We start from the raw sequence: 17,265 nt of genomic DNA, 5'->3' as shown, positions 1-17,265 counted from the left end.
CGCGCAGGCGCAGCCGCCCGCCGCGATGTGACAGCCCGTAAGGCCGACGTCAGGGCAGATCCCCCGATCCGAGGAGGCGGTCGGCGAGTACGTTGAGCCGGTGGGCCGACGAGCCGAGTAGTGAGCGTCGCGCACGGGCGCGCCTGAGCAGTACGTGGGACTGGTGCTCCCAGGTGAAGCCGATGCCCCCATGGGTCTGCAGGGCGTCGGCCGTTACTGCCTCGACCGCGTCGGCCGCCGCCGCGAGCGCGGTACGAGCCGCCACGTCGGCGTCAGCACGCTTGCCGTCGATGGCGTGGGCCGCCCCGCGGACGAGCATCCAGGCGGCGTCGAGCTGGACGGACCGGTCGGCGAGTACGTGCTTGACGGCCTGGAACGATCCGATCGGCCGGCCGAACTGCCGACGCTGCCCGGCATACTCGACGGCGCCCTCCAGCGCGCGTCGCCCGGTGCCGATGAGCTCGGCTGCGAGCACGGTGAGCAGGCGGGCGACCGTATGTGCGCCGAGGGGTCCGAGCGGTATGGCGGGCGCGCCGGTCAGCCGCAGGCTCGCCATCGGCTCGGTGACGTCCAGCGACTCCACGGAGGTCCGTGCGGTGGTCGGTTCGGCGAGTTCCACAAGGACCGGCCGCGCCGGGGCGCCGCCCTCGTCGGCGAAGGCCAGCAGGAGTTCGGAGTCGAGGCCGAACGGCACCGCTGCCAGCATGCCGTCCGCCGCCGAGCCGTTCAGCGTCAGCGAGCCAGCCCGCCGGCCGGGCACCATGTCGGCAGGGAAGGTCTCCCAGGCCGGTACGGCGATGGTGGAGCCGTCCATGACGCCGGCCAGCGCGGCCCGCGTGGCGGAACTGTCGGCGTGCTCGGCCAGCACTGCGGCGACAGTCGCGGTGGCGGCGAACGGGAGGGTCGGCAGGGCCGATCCCACCCGCTCGGCCAGGACACACAGGTCGGCAACACCGCCACCCGAGCCGCCCAGCCTCTCGGGCACGCCCAGGCCGAGCAGTCCGAGCTCGGCGAGCGAGGCCCACAGCTCACGGTCGAGGGTCTGGGGGATGGCGTCCCAAGGCGGAGGAAGGGTGTTCCTGCGGGCGTGGGCGGCGAGCAACCGCTCTGCGGTTCGGCCCAGTTCGAGCTGTTCGTCGGTTGGCGCGAAGCGCATCGGGGTCCTCCTCGCGTCGGGGGAAATCCACGGCGCCCAGCATTGACTAGTGAGTCTATCTACGCAACTGTTCTGGTCATTCGCTCACCGGAGACACACCAGGAGGTTGTGGTGGAACCGCAGGGCAGCGAGCGGGCCGAGCGCTTCCGCGCTTCGGTGCAGGCATTCGTGGCGGACCTGGTCCCGCCGGGCTGGCGGGGCATCGGCGCCCTCGACCCGATCGAGCGCGAGACGTTCCAGGAGAAGACGCGGGCCGCGCTCGCCGAGCGCGGCTGGGTTGCCCCGGCATGGCCGCGGGAGTACGGCGGCGCCGGCCTCGGACCGGCGGAACTCGTCGTCGTCATCGAGGAGCTGACCGCAGCCGGCATTCCATCCGGCTCGGACAACGACGAGTTCGGCATCACCATGCTGGGCAACACCATGCTGCGCTGGAGCGACCCGACCCTGTTGCACCGGTTTCTGCCGAGGATCGTCTCCGGTGAGTACGTCTTCGCGCAGGGCTTCTCCGAGCCGGGCGCCGGCTCGGACCTGGCCTCGCTCTCCCTGCGAGCCGAACCGTACGGGGATCAGTGGGTACTGAACGGGCAGAAGCTGTGGTCTTCCGGCGCACACAAGGCGAACTGGACGTTCGTCCTGGCCCGGACCAATCCCGACGCCCCGGCGCACCGCGGCATCAGCATGCTCCTCGTCCCCTTGGACCAACCCGGCATCGACATCCGCCCGATCCGCAACCTCACCGGCGAGGCGGACTTCAACGAGGTCTTCTTCGACAACGCGACGACCGAACTCGGCCTGGTCGTGGGAGAAGTCGACCGCGGCTGGCCGGTTGCGATGACGCTGCTGGGCTTCGAGCGCGGCGCGACCGCGCTCAAGGCGCCGATCCGCTTCCGCAACGAGCTGGACCGGCTGATCGAGCTGGTGCGCGAGCGCGGGCTGCACAGTGATTCCGACATCCGCCGCCGGATCGCCTGGTGCCATATCCAAGTCGAGCAACTGCGCTGCCACGGGCTGCGCACCGCCGCCGCACTGATCGCCGGAGAGGAACCCGGCCCCGCCGCTGCCGCGTTCAAGCTGCTCTGGAGCGAGTACCACCAGCGGGCCACCGAGCTGGCCATGGACGTCCTCGGCCTGGACGCGCTGACCCCGACCGGGCGTCCCTCGCCGAACTGGTTCCACACCGACGACCCCGGCGCGCCGAACTCGTCCGCGTCCTGGACCAGCGTTTACCTCAACGCCCGCGCCGGCACGATCTACGCCGGCTCCTCCCAGATACAACGCGGCATCGTCGGGGAGCTGGTGCTCGGCCTGCCGAAGGAGCCCCGATCGGCGCCCACTGCCGCACGCTGACTGCCGAGAGCCGAGGAGCGTCCGATGATCATCCGCAGTCCCTGCCCGGACATCGCCATCCCGGAGGTCTGCCTGCCGGAGCTCTGCCTGCCGGAGCTCTGCCTGCCGGAGTTCCTGTTCGCCGACCTCCACGCCTTCAAAATCCTGCGTTCACGCAGGATGGCTATGGGTGCCCTACGGTGCCGGGGCGGTCCCCATCGGGACAAGACGCCCTCGGTCCGTCCGGCTGGGGTGATCAGTCTCGTGTGGCCGGTCAGGTTCCCCGGAGTCATCCAATGGTCGGTGAACACGGCTTGACGTGGAGCACCAAGCCGCGTTCACAGCCCTTTCCCGTGCCTGAAGGGAGGCCATTCGCGCCGTTGCGGGCCTGGCCGGCGGCCGCGCGGCCACCCGATGACCACCGCCGGCCTCATGCGATCGGTTGATAAGGTCGGCAGATGACCAGTCGCAGCCGCGACCGCGTCGCAGACGTCCGCAGCGTCGTGGTTACGCACATGCTCGACTATCAGATCGACTCCGTTGTGCCGCTTGGCGAGGGCCTGGACAACCTGACGTACGAGGTCAACGGTGAGCTGATCGTGCGCTTCAGCAAGGAGCCCGACCTGGCACGGCGGACCGCCCTGGTGGGCCACGAGGCCCGCGTGCTTGCAGCCGTCGCCGATATCTCGCCGCTGCCCGTCCCCGAACCGACGTTCACAGTCGCCGAGCAGGGATGTCTGGCCTACTGCAAGCTCCCCGGCGCGCCACTGTTGGATATGCCGCAGCACCAGCGATCGGCCCACGGCACGTCGATCGCCGCCACGCTCGGCGAGCTGCTCACTGCGCTGCATGCTGTTCCGATCGATCAGCTGGTCGATCTGGTGGATGCGGACCACCAGCCGCTGGCCGAGTGGCGACATGAGGCCACGGAGAACTATGTGACGGTAGCCGGGCAGGTACCGGCGGCGCACCGCCGCCCCGTCGAGGCGTTCTTGGATGCCTCACCACCGCACGATGGATGCACCCCAACGTTCTCCCACAACGACCTGGGGATCGAACACGTTCTCATCGACCCGGTCGCATGGATGGTGACCGGCATCATCGACTGGAGCGATGCAGCCGTCGTCGATCCGGCCTACGACTTCGGGCTGCTCTACCGCGATCTCGGCCCCGCCGCTACCCGCGCCGCCATCAGCAGCTATCGAATCGACGCCAACGACCTCGCGGCTCTCAGCGAGCGCGCCCTGTTCTATGCCAGGTGCAGTGTCTTCGAGGACCTGGTACACGGCATCGAGACGGAACAGGGCAAGTACGTCGACAAGAGCCTTGCCGCGGTGGAATGGCTGTTTCCGCCATAGCCACCGCATCTCCACCGGGCGGCCGAGGACATCAATCCCCGTGCGGGTACCAGCGCCCATCATGCTGCAGAGAAACGGGCTACGAGCGAGGCTTGACCTGAGTCGTGGATACCGTGGACAAGCTCACTCGGCTCGTGTGCCCGAGCGGTTCGCTCGGTCAATGAAAGAGGACGATGAGATGTCTGTGCATGTGATCGTGTTGCCAGGGGGCGGTTATGAGGTGCATGCCGCGCACGAGGCCGAGCCGATCGTCGATTGGCTGAGCGGGTTGGGCTTGGAGGCGAGCGTTTTCCGGTATCCACTCAACTCGCGGCATCCAGCGCCGCTCGCGGCACTTCAGGCCGAGATTCGGCGCCTGCGGGACAAGGGAGCCGACACGATCGGGGTCGTGGGCTTCTCGGCCGGTGGCCACCTCGCGGGCCTGGCGGCCCTCGCACCGGACGTCGATGAGCGGACATCGGTTCAGTTCGCTGTTCTCGGCTATGCGATCACGTCGATGGAGACCGAGACGTACCGTCCTGCGCAGCTCATTCTGCTGGGTGAGAACGCGTCCCCGGAGCTGCGTCGTTCGATCTCGCTCGACGCGCTGGTCACTCCGTCGGCTCCGCCGTTCTTCCTCTGGCACACGGCGGAGGACCCTTATGTTCCGCCGGAGCACACCTATCGCCTTGCTACGGCGTTGGCCGCCGACAATGTGCCCCACGCGGTGCACGTCTTCCCCCACGGCCCCCACAGTCTGGGCCTTGCTCATGGAGCTGGAGAGGCATCGACATGGACACGCTTCGCCGCGTCATGGATCGGCGAGCAGACCGGCACTCGGACGCCTCACGGAGCTTGATGGCGACGGCCCAATTGCGTTGCCGGGGGAGTCTGATCGGGAGTTTCCCGGGATGCCGGGCGCCGGATGGACCGCTCCGCGCCCTGCCTGCGGAGCGCGCGTGTGAGGCCACTGACGAGTGGCGTCAGCCGCCGAACCGGCCGCGGGTTCGGGCTGCGGCACGGCTGTCCAGCCACGATGGGTTCGCACTGGAACTCGGCGAGGGCGGAGGGCATGCCGAATGTGGATTCTTCGCTTTTCCGGAAGCTGCCTGAAACCGGCTTGCGCTGGGATCCGGTGTGTCGATTGCTGGCCGATTGGGCCACATCATGTTCGATAGTGGTCCATTCGGTCCACAAACCTGGTGGAGGATTCTGATGCACCAGACTGAGACTGAGACTGAGCGGGACAAGGCCGCCATCCTCGAGATCCTGACGACCGCGTTCAGCTCCAAGGACTTCACCGCGCTGGACCGGTGCCTGCACCCGACTACGTGCAGCACAACGCGTTCATCCCGCCGGCCAAGGCAGGGCTGCGCGGGTTCATCGCCGACCTGCCCGGCGCCGCCGGCTACGAACCGGGAGCGATCGTCGCCGAGGGAGACCTGGTCACGGTCCACGGCCGAGACTCCGGCGGATTCGACAAGCCCCTCCTCGGCATCGACATCTTCCGCTTCGAAGACGGCCTGGTGGTGGAGCACTGGGACGTCCCGCAGGATGAAGTGGCCGCGCAGGACACCGTCGCGGGCAACCCCATGTTCACCAACCCTCAGGCCAGTTGGCCGACCGGCAGTCGTGGCTCGGAGATGCGAGGGCTCGGGTACGCACTCCGAGTCGGCGCCCGGCACGCAGACAGCGTCCCTCACCACGGAGGCCTGCCCATGACGAACTTGTTGGATCTCGTTCTTGAGGCCCATGGCGGCCTCCAGCGGTGGCGAGAAGCAAGAACCATCCACGCCAAGGGGTCCATCGGCGGGCTCCTGTGGACCCTCCGCGGCCAGCAGGGAATCCTTGCCACGGCCGACATGACCGTCGACGTGCAGCAGCAGCGCGTGGTTTTCGAGGGCTTCACCGGCCCGGAACTGCGCGGCGTATTCACGCCCGGCCGAGTCGCGATCGAGAGTCGGGACGGCGAGGTGGTGACCGAGCGGACCTCCCCACGGGAAGCCTTCGCCGGCCATGGCCCGGACACCCCCTGGGATCAGCTCCATGTGCTGTACTTCGCGGGCTATGCCATGTGGAACTACCTCACGGCTCCCTACCTGCTGACGCGCCCCGGCGTTGCGGTGGAGGAACTGGAGCCCTGGCAGGAGGCCGGCGAGAACTGGCGACGGCTGCGGGCGACCTTCCCCGACGCTCTCGCGACACACGCCAGAGAACAGATCTTCTACTACAACACCGCCGGGCTGCTGCGCCGTCATGACTACGCAGCCGACGTACTCGGCGGCGCGCCCGCCGCGCATCTGTGCGAGAAGCACGTAACCGTATCGGGACTGGTTTTCCCAACCCACCGGTACGTACTGCCCATTCAGGAGGAGGGGCGGGTCCTGGCAGAGCCCGTCCTCGTCACCATCGATCTCACCGAGATCTCGGTTGCCTGACCAGGGCGCGAGTGAATCCCGGCTCCGGCGTCGCCGAATCGGGTAGCCATTCATCACCAACCTGGCATGTGTTCCCCGGTCGGGGGACTGAGCGGTGCCCGACGAGAAGGGCACGTGGTCACATGCCGGGCCGGATGGTCTCGGCGGCGAGCGACTCGGGCCGCCCGTCGGTTCTCCTTGGCCTCCGTACTGAAGGGGAATGTCGCATGCTTCGTGCCGGACTGACGGCAGGAGCTCTTCCATCGAATCCGAGAGACCACCGACTCCGGGCCACAGCAGCGGCCGGCCCTGACTGCTGACCTACCGCACTCAACGGCGTCAGCGCTCTGCCCACCGCGCCCTTGCCTGCCGGCCCGCGCAAGCACTCTTGCCGGGCATTCATTCAATGAGGGAGTGCGGACCATGGCACAGGGAACCGCACGCCCCGCCGACGGCTCCGGGGTCTACCGCCTCGGCGGCGACCTGCCCGTGAACCGGCTCGGCTACGGTGCGATGCAGCTGACGGGCCCGGAGTGTGGGGGGAGCCGAAGGACCCCGAGGAGGCGGTGCGGGTGCAGCGCCGAGCCGCCGAGCTGGGTGTGAACTTCATCGACACCGCAGATTCCTACGGCCCGTTCGTCAGCGAGCGGCTCATCCGCAAGGCACTGCACCCGTACCCCGAGAGCTTGGTGATCGCCACCAAGGGCGGGCTGTCCCGTTCGGGCCCGGATGGCTGGCGCGCGCTCGGCCGCCCCGAGTACCTGCGGCAGCAGACCGAACTGAGTCTGCGCCACCTGGGTGTGGAGCGGATCGACCTCTACCAACTGCACCGGATCGACCCCAAGGTCCCGCCGGCCGACCTGGTCGGCGAGCTGCTCCTGCCGCAGCAGGAGGGCAAGATCCGCCACATCGGCCTGCCCGAGGTGGCCGTGGAGCAGATCAACGAAGCCCGGAAGATCGCGGACATCGTCTCCGTGCAGAACCTGTACAACCTGGCCGATCGTGGTGCCGAGGACGTCCTGGAGTATGCCGAGCGGGAAAACCTGGGCTTCATCCCGTGGTTCCCGATGGCCACCGGCGAACTGGCTCGGCCGGGCGGCCCGCTGGACGCTCTCGCCAAGGAGCTCGGCGCGAACCCCTCACGGCTGGCCCTGGCCTGGCTGCTGCGGCGCTCCCCGGTGATGCTGCCCATTCCCGGGACCTCCCGCGTGGCTCACCTGGAGGAGAACGTCCAGGCCGCGCAGGTCGCTTTGTCCGACGCCCAGTTCCAGACGCTCGGCCGGGCCGTCCGACCACCTGATCTGTTGCGGCGCCCGCCGGGCTCCAGGGCGGGTTCGACCTGGGCGTGGCGAGGACCGCGACCGGCGCCGCGTTCCCGGGAGGCGGGGGGTCAGGTGGGGCGGTTGCAGAGTTCGTCGACGTATGTGCGCGCGTCGGCCTCGAGCAGTGTCCAGGGCAGGAAGATAGCTCTGTAGATGATGGGGGCCACCAGCAGGTCGATGACCTGGTCGCCGGTGAAGGTGCTGGCGGGGCGTGCGGCGAAGCCGGCTGCTTCTGTCCGGCGCTCGCGCAGGCAGTCCGACTCGTCCTGGCCGGCCGCGGCGGCCCCGCCGCGCAGCAGGGCGGCGTTCACCGGGACGCTGTAGTGGCTGATCAACTCCTGTGCCCAGGTGGTCAGATCGGCGCGCAGGTCTCCGGTGTCCGGAAGGCCGCGGTCCGGGTCGAGCCGGTAGGTCGCCAGATCGTTGATCATGGTCCGGGCGTCGCCCCACCGCCGGTAGATGCTCGAGTGATTCACTCCCGCACGCTCCGCGACCATCGGGATGGTGACAGCGTCACTGCCCCGCTCGGCGATCAGTTCCTCGACGGCCTTCCTGATGGACGTCAGCACCAGGGCGCTGCGGCCGCCGGTGCGCCGCCGCGGGGACGATTCTGCAACCATCCCATCACTATAACGCACACCGCTTGGCGTTAAGACTCCTCCGGGCTTACGGTGACGCTAATGCATAAATATTGGCCTTAGGGGGCTCCGGGGTGTCCCTCACCGAATCAAGGCATCACCGCAGCCCCGGCCTCGCGGGTCCTGAGCCCGGCCGGTCCCGCAGGCTGCTTCCCCCCTCCGCCGCGTTCGCCGGGTCGGCTGCCGTCTTCGCAACGCTGTACGTGGCAGCAGGTGCGCCCACCCCGCTGCTGGTCGTCTTCGATCGCTGTCCGACCACATCGGACGCCGGCCCGTCCTGGTCGGCTCGCTCCTGGTGGAGCTCGGGGCGATGCTCATGTTCGTCTTCGCTCCGGACATCGGCTGGGTCGTCGCAGCCCGCACCATCCAGGGCATCGCCACCGGCGCGGCGGTCCAGTTCAGTAGTCACGCGACTGCGATCGTGTTCCCGGCCCTCGCAGTGATCATGGTCGTCGGCACGGCCGTCGCCGCCTTCTCCGCGGAGACCGTCTCCAGGCGTCCCGAAGCGGCACGCACTCTCATTCCCCGCATCTCCATCCCACGGGCCGCACGTGGTGAGTTCCTGGCGAGCGTTCCCGTTCACATGGCCGCATGGATGTTGGCCGGCCACTTCATGGGGCTCGTGCCCACCATCATCCGGGACCTGCTGGGCCTGCACAGTGGTCTCCTGAACGGTGCGACGGCTTTCGTCGAGCCCGCGGCAGCCGCCTTGGCGGGCCTGTTCCTCGGCCGTCTGACAGCACGCCGCACCATCTTCGTCGGCGGAGCGGGCGTACTGCTGGGAACCGCAGTGATCGAGGCCGGTGTCGCCTCTGGAATGCTGTCTCTGCTGTGGGTGGGAGGCATCATCGGCGGCGTGGGCTTCGGTGCCTCGTTCTCCGGCGCCATCCGGACCATCGCCCCGCTCGTAGAGCCCGACCAGAGGGCAGGGCTCTTCGCATCCATCTACCTGGTCGCCTACCTGAGCTTCGGAGTGCCGGCCATCATCGCAGGACTCCTGATCGCTCCGGTCGGTCCGCAGGGCACCGTCCTCGGCTACGGTGTCGCCGTCCTCGTCGCCGCAACCGTCGGCCTGGTCGCGCAGTACCGCGCCAATCACCCAGCTGACCCGGCAAGCGCGCAGGTGGCGGGGGCGGGACGCCCGGCGGCAGGCGGGCGGCTGGTCGACGTCCCGTATCGGGACCGGGAGCCCGCCTCACACGGACTCGTACGAGATTCGCTCACCAAGCGGGTCGGTGGACAGGACCTGCTCGGTCCAGATGCACTTGCCGGACCCTGTGTAGCGGGCGCCCCACCGGCTGGTCACAGCGGAGATCAGCTGGAGCCCGCGGCCGCTCTCGTCGGTGTCAGCCGCTCGCCGGATTCTGGGCATCGCGGGGCTGGCGTCCGCGACTTCACAGGTGAGGGTTCGGCCGCGCAGCAGCCGCAGGGTGATCGGTCCTCTCGCATGGCGGACGACATTGCCGACGAGCTCGCTGGCGACGAGTTCGGTAGTCATGATCAGTTCATCCAGGTTCCAGGCGGCGAGCTGGGCTCGGACATGGGCGCGGGCCTGGCCGGCGGCTGTGGGGTCGTCTCGCAGCTGCAAGCAGGAGATGTTCTCCGGAGCCAGCGCCTGGGTGCGGGCGACGAGCAGTGCGCTGTCATCGCGGCTGCGCTGGTCGGGCAGCAGGGTGGTGATCAGGCGGTCGCACAGATCGTCGAGGGTCTCTGCCACCTGAACGTGGGCGGGGCGAAGGTGGCAGGCGAGGCGGCCCATGCCTTCGGCGATGTCCAGTCCGCCGGATTCGACGAGGCCGTCGGTGTAGAGCGCGAGTATCGCGCCGTCGGGGAGGCTGAACTCGGCTGTGTCGAAGGGCGGGGTGGCGGCGCCGAGCGGGGGGTTGACGGGCAGGTCCGGGAAGTAGCTGGTTCCGTCGGGCCGGAGGATGACGGGCGGAGGATGGCCGGCGGTGATGGCCTGGCACATGCGGCTGACCGGGTCGTAGACGATGCAGAGGCAGGTGGCGTAAAACCCGTCCCCGAGGCCGCTGACGATTTCGTTGAGGTGGAAGAAGAGCTCGTCCAGAGGCTGCTCGAGATCAGCGAGCGTACGGCCCGCGGTGCGCAGTCGGCCCATGGTGACGGCCTCGGACACGCCGTGCCCCATGACGTCTCCAATGACCAGAGCAACCTGCTCGGCCGACAGCGGGATGACGTCGTACCAGTCGCCGCCGGCCTTCGTGCCGTCACCGGCGGGCTGGTAACGCGCGGAGGCGGTCACAGCGGGCAGGGCCGGCAGGCACCGCGGGAGCAAACCGCGCTGGAGTTCCTGGGCCCGGCGGTGCTCGGCGTCGTACAGCCGGGCGCGCTCCAAGGCCTGGGCGACCATGCCGCTCATAGCTGTGAACAGGGTGCGTTCCTCGTGGCTGAAGTCGTGCGGATGTTCATAGATGACACAGGAAGCGCCCACGGTGCGCCCGGAGGCGATCAGCGGCAGGACCGCCCATGCCTGGGCCCTGCTCGCAGCGGGCAGGTCGGCAAGCGCTGGGAAGCGGCTGACGAACTCCTCCGCGGAGCAGATGAAGTCCAAGCTGCCCTCGATGAACGCCTGGCTGGACGTCGGAAGCTCTGCGATACGGGCGCCTTCGAAGCGGCGGAGGCTCTCGTTGGGGCCGGCGCTGCCCATCAGAAACGCTCGGCCGTTTTCGTGAGTCCAGACGCTGACTCCTTTCGCCCCGAACAGGGGCCTCATGTGGGTGGCCATCACATCCGCCACGTCATGTCCGGTGACCGCACCGGCGAGGGCTCGGGTCAGTTCCACGATGCGCATGGTGCGTTCGACGGCAGCGCCCTCGGCGGAGGCCTGGTCGGCTTGCAGGCGCCGGGTGCTGCTGATGTCGGTGACGCACAGGGTCAGGCCGCCCGACAACGGGGCCAGTCGCACATGCAGCCGTCGGCCGGTGTGCGTGCGTATGTCCAGCTCGGTCGGTCTGCCCTCGGCTGCCGCTTGCCTGCCGGCTGCCTCCATGCCGGGCGAGCACAGCGCCGGAACCGCATCCCACAGCTCCTGCCCGAGCAACTGCCGTGACGGGGCAAGCAGGCGCTCGGCGTCCGGATTGGCAAAGATGATCCGCCAGGAGCCGTCGACGGCCAGGAATCCGTTGTGCACAGGCCACAAGGCTTGCTCCGCAGGTTCCTTGGTCAGGTGGCCCGACGTGATGTCACGTACGATCCCGGCCAGGCGCGGGCCGGAGCCGTCGTCGGCACTCGATGCCTGGCCCCGGACCTCCACCCGGCGCATGCCGGAATCCGGGTGGCGAACCCGAAATTCCGCCTGGTAGGGCGTGCGGGTACGGATGGCCTCGTCGGCCCGGGCCAGCACCTGCGGGAGATCCTGCGGGTGGGCCAGTCGCCGCCAGGTACGGATCTGTCCGTCGAACCCCTTCGCGTCGATCCCCAGGATGCCGAGCGCGGCATCATCCCAGATCACCGTGCCGGCACCGAAATCCCAGCCCCAGAATCCGACGGGGAGTTCCGCGGTGTCGCAGTCGGCCGGGCGTCCCGCGTCCTCAGGTTGAGGAGGTCCCGGACTGTCGCGCAGGCAGTCGGCGATCCAGCTCGCCGCGGCCGTCAGTTGCTGGTGCAGGGCCGGCTCCTCCGGCGTCCGGGTGAAGACGGACAGTACGCCGAGGGGCTCGCCCGAGGCCGGTACGGGTACCGAGAGCAGCCCGGCTCCTGAGGGCACGCCGGTCAAGCATGCGGCGAATGCGGAGCTCGTAGGCGCCGTCCATGCCGGGGCGTTGGTGCGTACCGCGTATGCGGGAGCCTCCGGCGAACGGCGGTCGACCTCTTCCCAGCGTTGCGCTGCCGACCCCTCGACGTTGCTCTCCAGCGCCAAGTACAGGCCGCTGCCCCCCGGGGGCCCGAGGTGCACCATTCCGCCCATGGCCTGAGCCACTGTCACCGCGCGGTCCAGTCCGAGCCGTAGCACGTCGTAAGCGTTCAATTCCGCACTGTGCGCGGGCGGCAAGGGGGAGTGAAGAGCCTGCGCCGGGGCGCTGGAGGAGGCGCCCTCCGCCGCCTGCGGCTGCTGGGTACACCTGCTCTTGCCTGACATCGTCTCCCACCTGTAATCCGGCAAGGAAAGTTATAGACAAACCTATCCGAATGAGTGGGATGCCGAAGATTCCGGCTGAGGCACGTGGAGGCGAGCGCTCGGCCGAGCACATCCCCGACGGTGGCGGCCGCACGGTCCAAACCGGCCGAGAAGGCCGCCATCCGGCGAGAGCTCACTGGAGACCTTGACTCTAGAAGAGAGTATGAGGAGCCTTGGTTGCCTGGTATAGAATGTGGTCATGGTAGAGCAGGAGCCTTCAGTGACCATCGACCCGGACCGGCCGATGGACATCCTCGACGCGGCCTGTCCCAGTCGTGATGTCTTCGTGGACCTGGCCGACAAGTGGGCCCTGCTGATGCTGGCGAGCCTGCGGGAGCGTGGTGCCCAGCGGTACTCGGAACTGCAGCGGTCTCTGGGTGGGATCAGCCGGAAGATGCTGTCGCAGACCCTGCGGACGCTGGAACGCGACGGCCTGGTCCTGCGCAGCGTCGACCCTGAGGTCTTGCCACCCTTGGTGCTGTACGGGCTGACCGACCTCGGCAGTGAGATCGCCGAGGAGACCCGGGCCCTGTGTTCCTGGACCGAGAAGCGGGCCGCACGCGTGCACGAGGCCCGCGTCGCGTACGACAAGCGCCACGCCTCCGACCAGGGGGCGTGAGCCGACTCCGGCGGTGAGTGGCCGGGACCGGACCGCGCGGGCTGTGTGGCGGCGCCTCCGTTGGAGGCGGCCACCGCGTGAGAGTCATGGTGCTGCGATCCCGGCGTGCGACCGACGGGGCGCGCCCCTCGCGCTCCGCCCCGGTCATCGCCAGGGCGTTGCTGCGCCGTGAGTCTGCGGCCTTGCGCAGGGTGATCCTCGACCACGAGGCGCGCCTGGCCGAAGACGACGCCTCCTTGGCCCATCACCCGGCGATCGTCTCGATCCGCCCCGCCCCGGGCACACCGCCGGTCGGCCGTCTGGCTCGCCAGGGCGACCTCCTCGAAACCGCACTGGAAGCTGGGCGCGCCGCCGTCCACGAGGCTCACAGCCACCTGCACTGACTTCGGCCCTACGAAGGCGCGGCCGCGTACTGCGCGCAGTACCGCCGCGCCCGCCGCCAGGTTCGCGCCGACTGGGGGGCCACGGAGCCGAAAGTCGACGATGTCACCACAGCCGCAGTGTTCGGGCGCGTTGACGCAGACGAGGCCGAGTGGTCCCGTCCGGGAGGTCGACCGGCCGTGGGTGGGGCCGGTCAGTCGAGCGTGGCGAAGCGCCGACGGTCGGCGGCGGTATGGCAGGCGGCTTTCTGGTCGGCGGCATGCAGGCGATTGCCGATGTCCGGACCGAAGTCCTCGCCACCTTCAGCAGCGGCACAGGAAAGCGACACCATGGGTGGTCGCCATCCTTGGCCGGCGGGCAGGCAAGTCCCGTAAGTTCAAAGGTTGATCATGTGGCCGGCAAGGCCGTGGAGGGCGTCCTGGACCGCCTCGCTCAGAGTCGGATGTGCGTGGACGTTCCTGATGAGCTCGGTCACCGTGAGGTCCCATTTCTGAGCGAGGGTCAGCTCCGGGAGCAGTTCGGTCACGTCCGGGCCGATCAGATGGGCGCCGAGCAGTTCGCCGTAGCGCGCGTCACTCACCAGTTTCACGAAACCGACCGTGTCGCCGAACCCGTGTGCCTTGGCGTTGGCCGTGAACGGGAACTTCGCCACCCGGACGTCGAATCCCTCGGCACGGGCCTCGCTCTCCGTCCAGCCGAAGCTGGCGATCTGGGGCTGACAGAAGGTCGCGCGGGGAACCATCCGGTAGTCGAGCTCCATCGTCTCCACACCGGCGATGCTCTCCGCGGCGATGACACCCATCGCCTCGGCGGCGTGAGCCAGCATCAACCTCGCGGTGACATCGCCGATGGCGTAGATGTGCGGTTGGCCGGTGCGGCAACGGCCGTCCACGTCGATTGCACCGCGGTCGGTCAGCCGTACCCCCGCGGAGGCCAGCCCATAGCCGGCCGTACGCGGCTGGAAACCCGTCGCTTGCAAGACTCTCTCGGCCTCCAGGACCCGTTGTTCGTCGCCCTGCCGGACCAGTAGTCGGACACGGTCCGCGGCCTCTTCGATGGACTCGACGCGGGCGGAGGTCAAGACACGGATTCCCTGTCGCTTGAACCGTTTGGTGAGCTCGGCCGACACCTCCTCGTCCTCCAGCGGTGCGATCCGGCCGAGGAACTCGACCAGCGTCACCTCGACACCGTAGGACCGCAGCAGATAGGCGAACTCGACGCCGATGGCGCCTGCTCCGGCGATGATCAGGCTCGACGGAAGGCTGTCGGAGAGGATCTGCTCTTCGAACGTCACGACGCGCTTGCCCAATGCCGTGCCGGGCAACAACTTCACGGTCGCGCCGGTGGCGACGATGCAAGAACGGAAGGAGAGCGTCGCCTCGCCGTCACGCAGGCGCACTTGCATCGTGTGCGGATCGATGAAGGTGCCCTGGCCCTCGAACTGGGCGATCCCGTTCTTGCGCATGAGATAGCCGACGCCCTTCGCGCGGCCGTCGGCCACCACCCGGCTCCGGTCGTAGGCGCTGCGGTAGTCCAGGCTCACGTCCCCGCTGACCTTTACGCCGAACTTCTCCGCGTCGTGCAGGATCAACTGTGCGACCTCGGCGTTGCGCAGCAGCGCCTTGGCCGGAATACAGCCGATGTTCAGGCACACCCCGCCCCAGAAACGGCCCTCCACGATGGCCGTACGAAGCCCCAGCTGCGCGGAGCGGATGGCGGCCACATATCCGCCGGGGCCCGCACCGAGGACGACGACATCGAAGTCAGTGTCCATTTCCCCCTCCATTGGTGTCCGATGGCCTTGGGTCATCCCGCCGCCGCCGTTCACGGCGCCGGATCCAGGAGCTCCACAGGGCCGGACAACGCCGCGCGCACCCGGCGGGAGACCTCATCGACCAATACCTCGGGCACGTCGCGGCTGATCGCGTCGATGGTCTGCGCCGCCACCTCCGCCGCCGGCACTTTCGGCACGTCGAGACCCACGGTGGCGTCGGTGTCCACAGGGCCCACATGCACTCCGACGACCAGGGTCCCCTGCTGTCGCAGACCAACGCGCAACGCATTGGTCAGCGACCACTCAGCAGCCTTCGACGCCGCATAACTGGGCCACCGCTTGTTCACCCGCCACGACGCCACCGACAGCATGTTCACCAGAGCTCCGCCGCCGTTGGCCGCGAGCACCGGAGCGAAGGCCCGTGAGACCGCCCAGGTGCCCAGGTAGTTCACCTCCAGCTCGCGCCGCGCGCCCTCCAGAGATCCCTCCAACAGGCTCGGGCCGGCCTGGATGCCGGCGTTGTTGATCACGATGGTCGCGTCGGCCGCCGCCACCGCCGCAGCCGCGATCTGGTCCTCGTCGGTGACATCGAGACGCAGCGTCTCGACCCCCGGCTCCCGGACGCTCTCGGGGTCGCGGGCGCCCGCATACACCTTGGCTGCGCCCCGGGCGAGCAGAGCGCGGGTGAACGCCAGTCCGATACCCCGGTTCGCGCCGGTCACCAGCGCGATCGATCCTTTGACCTCCATGACCGGCCACCTCGTCTTCGCAAGTTGCCTCCGTGCCGACAGAACCGCGGGCCCCGTATCTGGAAACACCCAGCCAATAGACGGACAGGCGGTCTGCAGCTCGTCTCTGAACTCTGCTAGCCCACAGTGCCCTCTCCAAGGAAACAGCCGCGCGGCCAACACGGCCCGAACACCGGCGCCGTTCGCCAGCTGACGAGCAACCGGGGACGACGAGCAACCGGGGACTCAATCCAGGGTTTCGCATCAGAGCCGGCACCGCATCACGTGGGGCGCGTGGTTCCGGCGCCTTGGTGATGGCGAGGATCGGATAGGGGGCGACGGTGCTTTCCGGGAGCACATTGCGCACCCGGAGCACGTTGCGGTGGACCGTCAAGACAGCATGCGAACAGGGGTTCCGGCATTCCATGCGGCGATGTCCTCGACCGCGTCCCGATAGAAGACCTCGTACAGATCCCGACTTACGTAGCCGATGTGAGGTGTCACCACAGCGTTGCTCAGTGAACGCAGAGGATGATCGGCCGGCAGGGGCTCGCGATCGAAGACATCCAGCGCCGCTGAACCGATCCGCTTCTCGATCAACGCCCTGAGCAGCGCCGCCTCGTCCACCACAGGCCCGCGCGAGGTATTGACCAAAATCGCCGTCGACTTCATGAGGCCCAGTTCGCGCCCACCGACGAGCCCTCGAGTGCGCTCACTGAGTACTACGTGAATACTCAGGACGTCGGAGCGAGTGAACAACTCCTCTCGCGAAACGTATGTCGTTCCTTTCGCCTGCGCGTCCGCAGGTGTCAGGTTCTTGCTCCAGGCAATGGTCTCCATGCCGAAAGCGCGCCCGATCTCCGCTACCGCAGTCCCCAATCGCCCGAGGCCCAGAACTCCCAGAGTGGCCCCCCTGAGGCTCACCCCCAGCCCCTCTTGCCATCCACCTCGGCGAACGGAGTCCACCTGTTGTGGGATCAGGCGTGCTGCGGAAAGAATGAGCCCCCAGGTGAGTTCAACCGTCGGGTACGAGAAATACCCCGTACCGCACACGGTGATACCCAAACGGTGCGCGGCATCCAGATCGATTGCCGCGTTGACCGGCCCGGTGGTGACGAGCAACTTCAGACGTGGCAATCTATTCAGGGTTGAGGACGGAAAGGGAGTCCGCTCTCGCATGGCCACCACTACCTCGTACTCGGCGAGTGCCGTCACCACCGCCCCCTCGTTTTCGAAGGCTTCAGTGAAGACGTCCACTTCGGCGTGGAGCGAATCCCAGTCGGCCAGGCCCAGCGCAACGCCTTGATAGTCGTCCAGAATCGCGACTCTCATGCGGAATCCTCCTGCTTTTGTCAATCGGACCGAAGTGTCGGTGGGTGGGGTTTGAACTTCCTGATGCGGCGGGTCCGGCGAGGTAGGAAGAGTGTGT

General features: G+C 68.3%; 13 protein-coding genes and 2 pseudogenes. 8 read left to right on the top strand and 7 right to left on the bottom strand.

Annotated features, from left to right (window positions below; translation table 11 throughout):
• Positions 1–49: 49 nt before the first annotated feature.
• Positions 50–1,156, bottom strand: a complete 1,107-nt coding sequence (locus ACIQTP_RS10765) for an acyl-CoA dehydrogenase family protein (RefSeq protein ID WP_403398434.1) — start codon at positions 1,154–1,156, stop codon at positions 50–52.
• 111 nt (positions 1,157–1,267) lie between these two features.
• Here ACIQTP_RS10765 and ACIQTP_RS10760 point away from each other — a divergent pair, with 111 nt between their 5' ends.
• The 5 genes and pseudogenes from ACIQTP_RS10760 to ACIQTP_RS10740 form a co-directional block, all read left to right on the top strand.
• Positions 1,268–2,503, top strand: a complete 1,236-nt coding sequence (locus ACIQTP_RS10760; protein ID WP_403398432.1) for an acyl-CoA dehydrogenase family protein — start codon at positions 1,268–1,270, stop codon at positions 2,501–2,503.
• A 437-nt stretch (positions 2,504–2,940) separates the two neighbouring features.
• Positions 2,941–3,840 (top strand): phosphotransferase family protein, encoded by a 900-nt coding sequence (locus tag ACIQTP_RS10755; protein WP_403398430.1) that lies wholly within the window; start codon positions 2,941–2,943, stop codon positions 3,838–3,840.
• Positions 3,841–4,000: 160 nt separating this feature from the next.
• Positions 4,001–4,678 (top strand): alpha/beta hydrolase, encoded by a 678-nt coding sequence (locus tag ACIQTP_RS10750; RefSeq protein WP_403398428.1) that lies wholly within the window; start codon positions 4,001–4,003, stop codon positions 4,676–4,678.
• A gap of 454 nt (positions 4,679–5,132) precedes the next feature.
• Positions 5,133–6,257 (top strand): nuclear transport factor 2 family protein, encoded by a 1,125-nt coding sequence (locus ACIQTP_RS10745; protein ID WP_403398425.1) that lies wholly within the window; start codon positions 5,133–5,135, stop codon positions 6,255–6,257.
• 402 nt (positions 6,258–6,659) lie between these two features.
• Positions 6,660–7,525, top strand: a pseudogene (locus ACIQTP_RS10740) (aldo/keto reductase); the annotation flags it as partial.
• 101 nt (positions 7,526–7,626) lie between these two features.
• On the opposite strand, the gene ACIQTP_RS10735 reads toward ACIQTP_RS10740, so the two are convergent.
• On the bottom strand, positions 7,627–8,178 hold the full coding sequence (locus ACIQTP_RS10735) for a TetR/AcrR family transcriptional regulator (protein WP_403398422.1): 552 nt from the start codon (positions 8,176–8,178) through the stop codon (positions 7,627–7,629).
• 601 nt (positions 8,179–8,779) lie between these two features.
• Between ACIQTP_RS10735 and ACIQTP_RS10730 the strand changes: the two are divergent.
• Positions 8,780–9,247, top strand: a pseudogene (locus ACIQTP_RS10730) (MFS transporter); the annotation flags it as partial.
• A gap of 144 nt (positions 9,248–9,391) precedes the next feature.
• Here ACIQTP_RS10730 and ACIQTP_RS10725 read toward each other — a convergent pair.
• A complete protein-coding gene (locus ACIQTP_RS10725; RefSeq protein ID WP_403398420.1) occupies positions 9,392–12,184 on the bottom strand; it encodes a SpoIIE family protein phosphatase in 2,793 nt (930 codons plus the stop codon).
• Between the two features lie 349 nt (positions 12,185–12,533).
• Between ACIQTP_RS10725 and ACIQTP_RS10720 the strand changes: the two genes are divergently transcribed.
• Positions 12,534–12,953: a winged helix-turn-helix transcriptional regulator gene (locus ACIQTP_RS10720; RefSeq protein ID WP_403398417.1), complete on the top strand. Its 420-nt coding sequence runs from the start codon at positions 12,534–12,536 to the stop codon at positions 12,951–12,953.
• 86 nt (positions 12,954–13,039) lie between these two features.
• Positions 13,040–13,336 carry a hypothetical protein gene (locus ACIQTP_RS10715; RefSeq protein WP_403398414.1) on the top strand — a complete coding sequence of 99 codons (297 nt, stop codon included), beginning with the start codon at positions 13,040–13,042 and terminating at the stop codon, positions 13,334–13,336.
• A gap of 191 nt (positions 13,337–13,527) precedes the next feature.
• Here the strand turns inward: ACIQTP_RS10715 and ACIQTP_RS10710 are convergent, their stop codons facing one another.
• The 4 genes from ACIQTP_RS10710 to ACIQTP_RS10695 all read right to left on the bottom strand — a co-directional run bounded on the left by ACIQTP_RS10710 (position 13,528) and on the right by ACIQTP_RS10695 (position 17,168).
• On the bottom strand, positions 13,528–13,665 hold the full coding sequence (locus ACIQTP_RS10710) for a hypothetical protein (RefSeq protein ID WP_403398412.1): 138 nt from the start codon (positions 13,663–13,665) through the stop codon (positions 13,528–13,530).
• Positions 13,666–13,710: 45 nt separating this feature from the next.
• Positions 13,711–15,108: a dihydrolipoyl dehydrogenase gene (gene lpdA, locus ACIQTP_RS10705; RefSeq protein WP_403398409.1), complete on the bottom strand. Its 1,398-nt coding sequence runs from the start codon at positions 15,106–15,108 to the stop codon at positions 13,711–13,713.
• A gap of 50 nt (positions 15,109–15,158) precedes the next feature.
• On the bottom strand, positions 15,159–15,857 hold the full coding sequence (locus ACIQTP_RS10700; RefSeq protein ID WP_403398407.1) for an SDR family oxidoreductase: 699 nt from the start codon (positions 15,855–15,857) through the stop codon (positions 15,159–15,161).
• Between the two features lie 369 nt (positions 15,858–16,226).
• Positions 16,227–17,168 (bottom strand): D-2-hydroxyacid dehydrogenase family protein, encoded by a 942-nt coding sequence (locus tag ACIQTP_RS10695; RefSeq protein ID WP_403398405.1) that lies wholly within the window; start codon positions 17,166–17,168, stop codon positions 16,227–16,229.
• Positions 17,169–17,265: the final 97 nt, after the last annotated feature.

The organism is Streptomyces sp. NPDC090798 (assembly GCF_044768965.1).
GTDB lineage: Bacteria > Actinomycetota > Actinomycetes > Streptomycetales > Streptomycetaceae > Streptomyces.
The sequence above is the reverse complement of the archived record's forward strand: the minus strand, read 5'-3'. Positions and strand labels throughout refer to the sequence as shown.

Bases quoted from the DNA above. Each gene is read 5' to 3' on its own strand.
- ACIQTP_RS10765 (WP_403398434.1), bottom strand. From the start codon at position 1,156: ATGCGCTTCGCGCCAACCGACGAACAGCTCGAACTGGGCCGAACCGCA.
- ACIQTP_RS10755 (WP_403398430.1), top strand. From the start codon at position 2,941: ATGACCAGTCGCAGCCGCGACCGCGTCGCAGACGTCCGCAGCGTCGTG.
- ACIQTP_RS10750 (WP_403398428.1), top strand. From the start codon at position 4,001: ATGAAAGAGGACGATGAGATGTCTGTGCATGTGATCGTGTTGCCAGGG.
- ACIQTP_RS10735 (WP_403398422.1), bottom strand. From the start codon at position 8,178: ATGGTTGCAGAATCGTCCCCGCGGCGGCGCACCGGCGGCCGCAGCGCC.
- ACIQTP_RS10720 (WP_403398417.1), top strand. From the start codon at position 12,534: ATGGTAGAGCAGGAGCCTTCAGTGACCATCGACCCGGACCGGCCGATG.
- ACIQTP_RS10715 (WP_403398414.1), top strand. From the start codon at position 13,040: ATGGTGCTGCGATCCCGGCGTGCGACCGACGGGGCGCGCCCCTCGCGC.
- ACIQTP_RS10710 (WP_403398412.1), bottom strand. From the start codon at position 13,665: ATGGTGTCGCTTTCCTGTGCCGCTGCTGAAGGTGGCGAGGACTTCGGT.
- lpdA (WP_403398409.1), bottom strand. From the start codon at position 15,108: ATGGACACTGACTTCGATGTCGTCGTCCTCGGTGCGGGCCCCGGCGGA.
- ACIQTP_RS10700 (WP_403398407.1), bottom strand. From the start codon at position 15,857: ATGGAGGTCAAAGGATCGATCGCGCTGGTGACCGGCGCGAACCGGGGT.
- ACIQTP_RS10695 (WP_403398405.1), bottom strand. From the start codon at position 17,168: ATGAGAGTCGCGATTCTGGACGACTATCAAGGCGTTGCGCTGGGCCTG.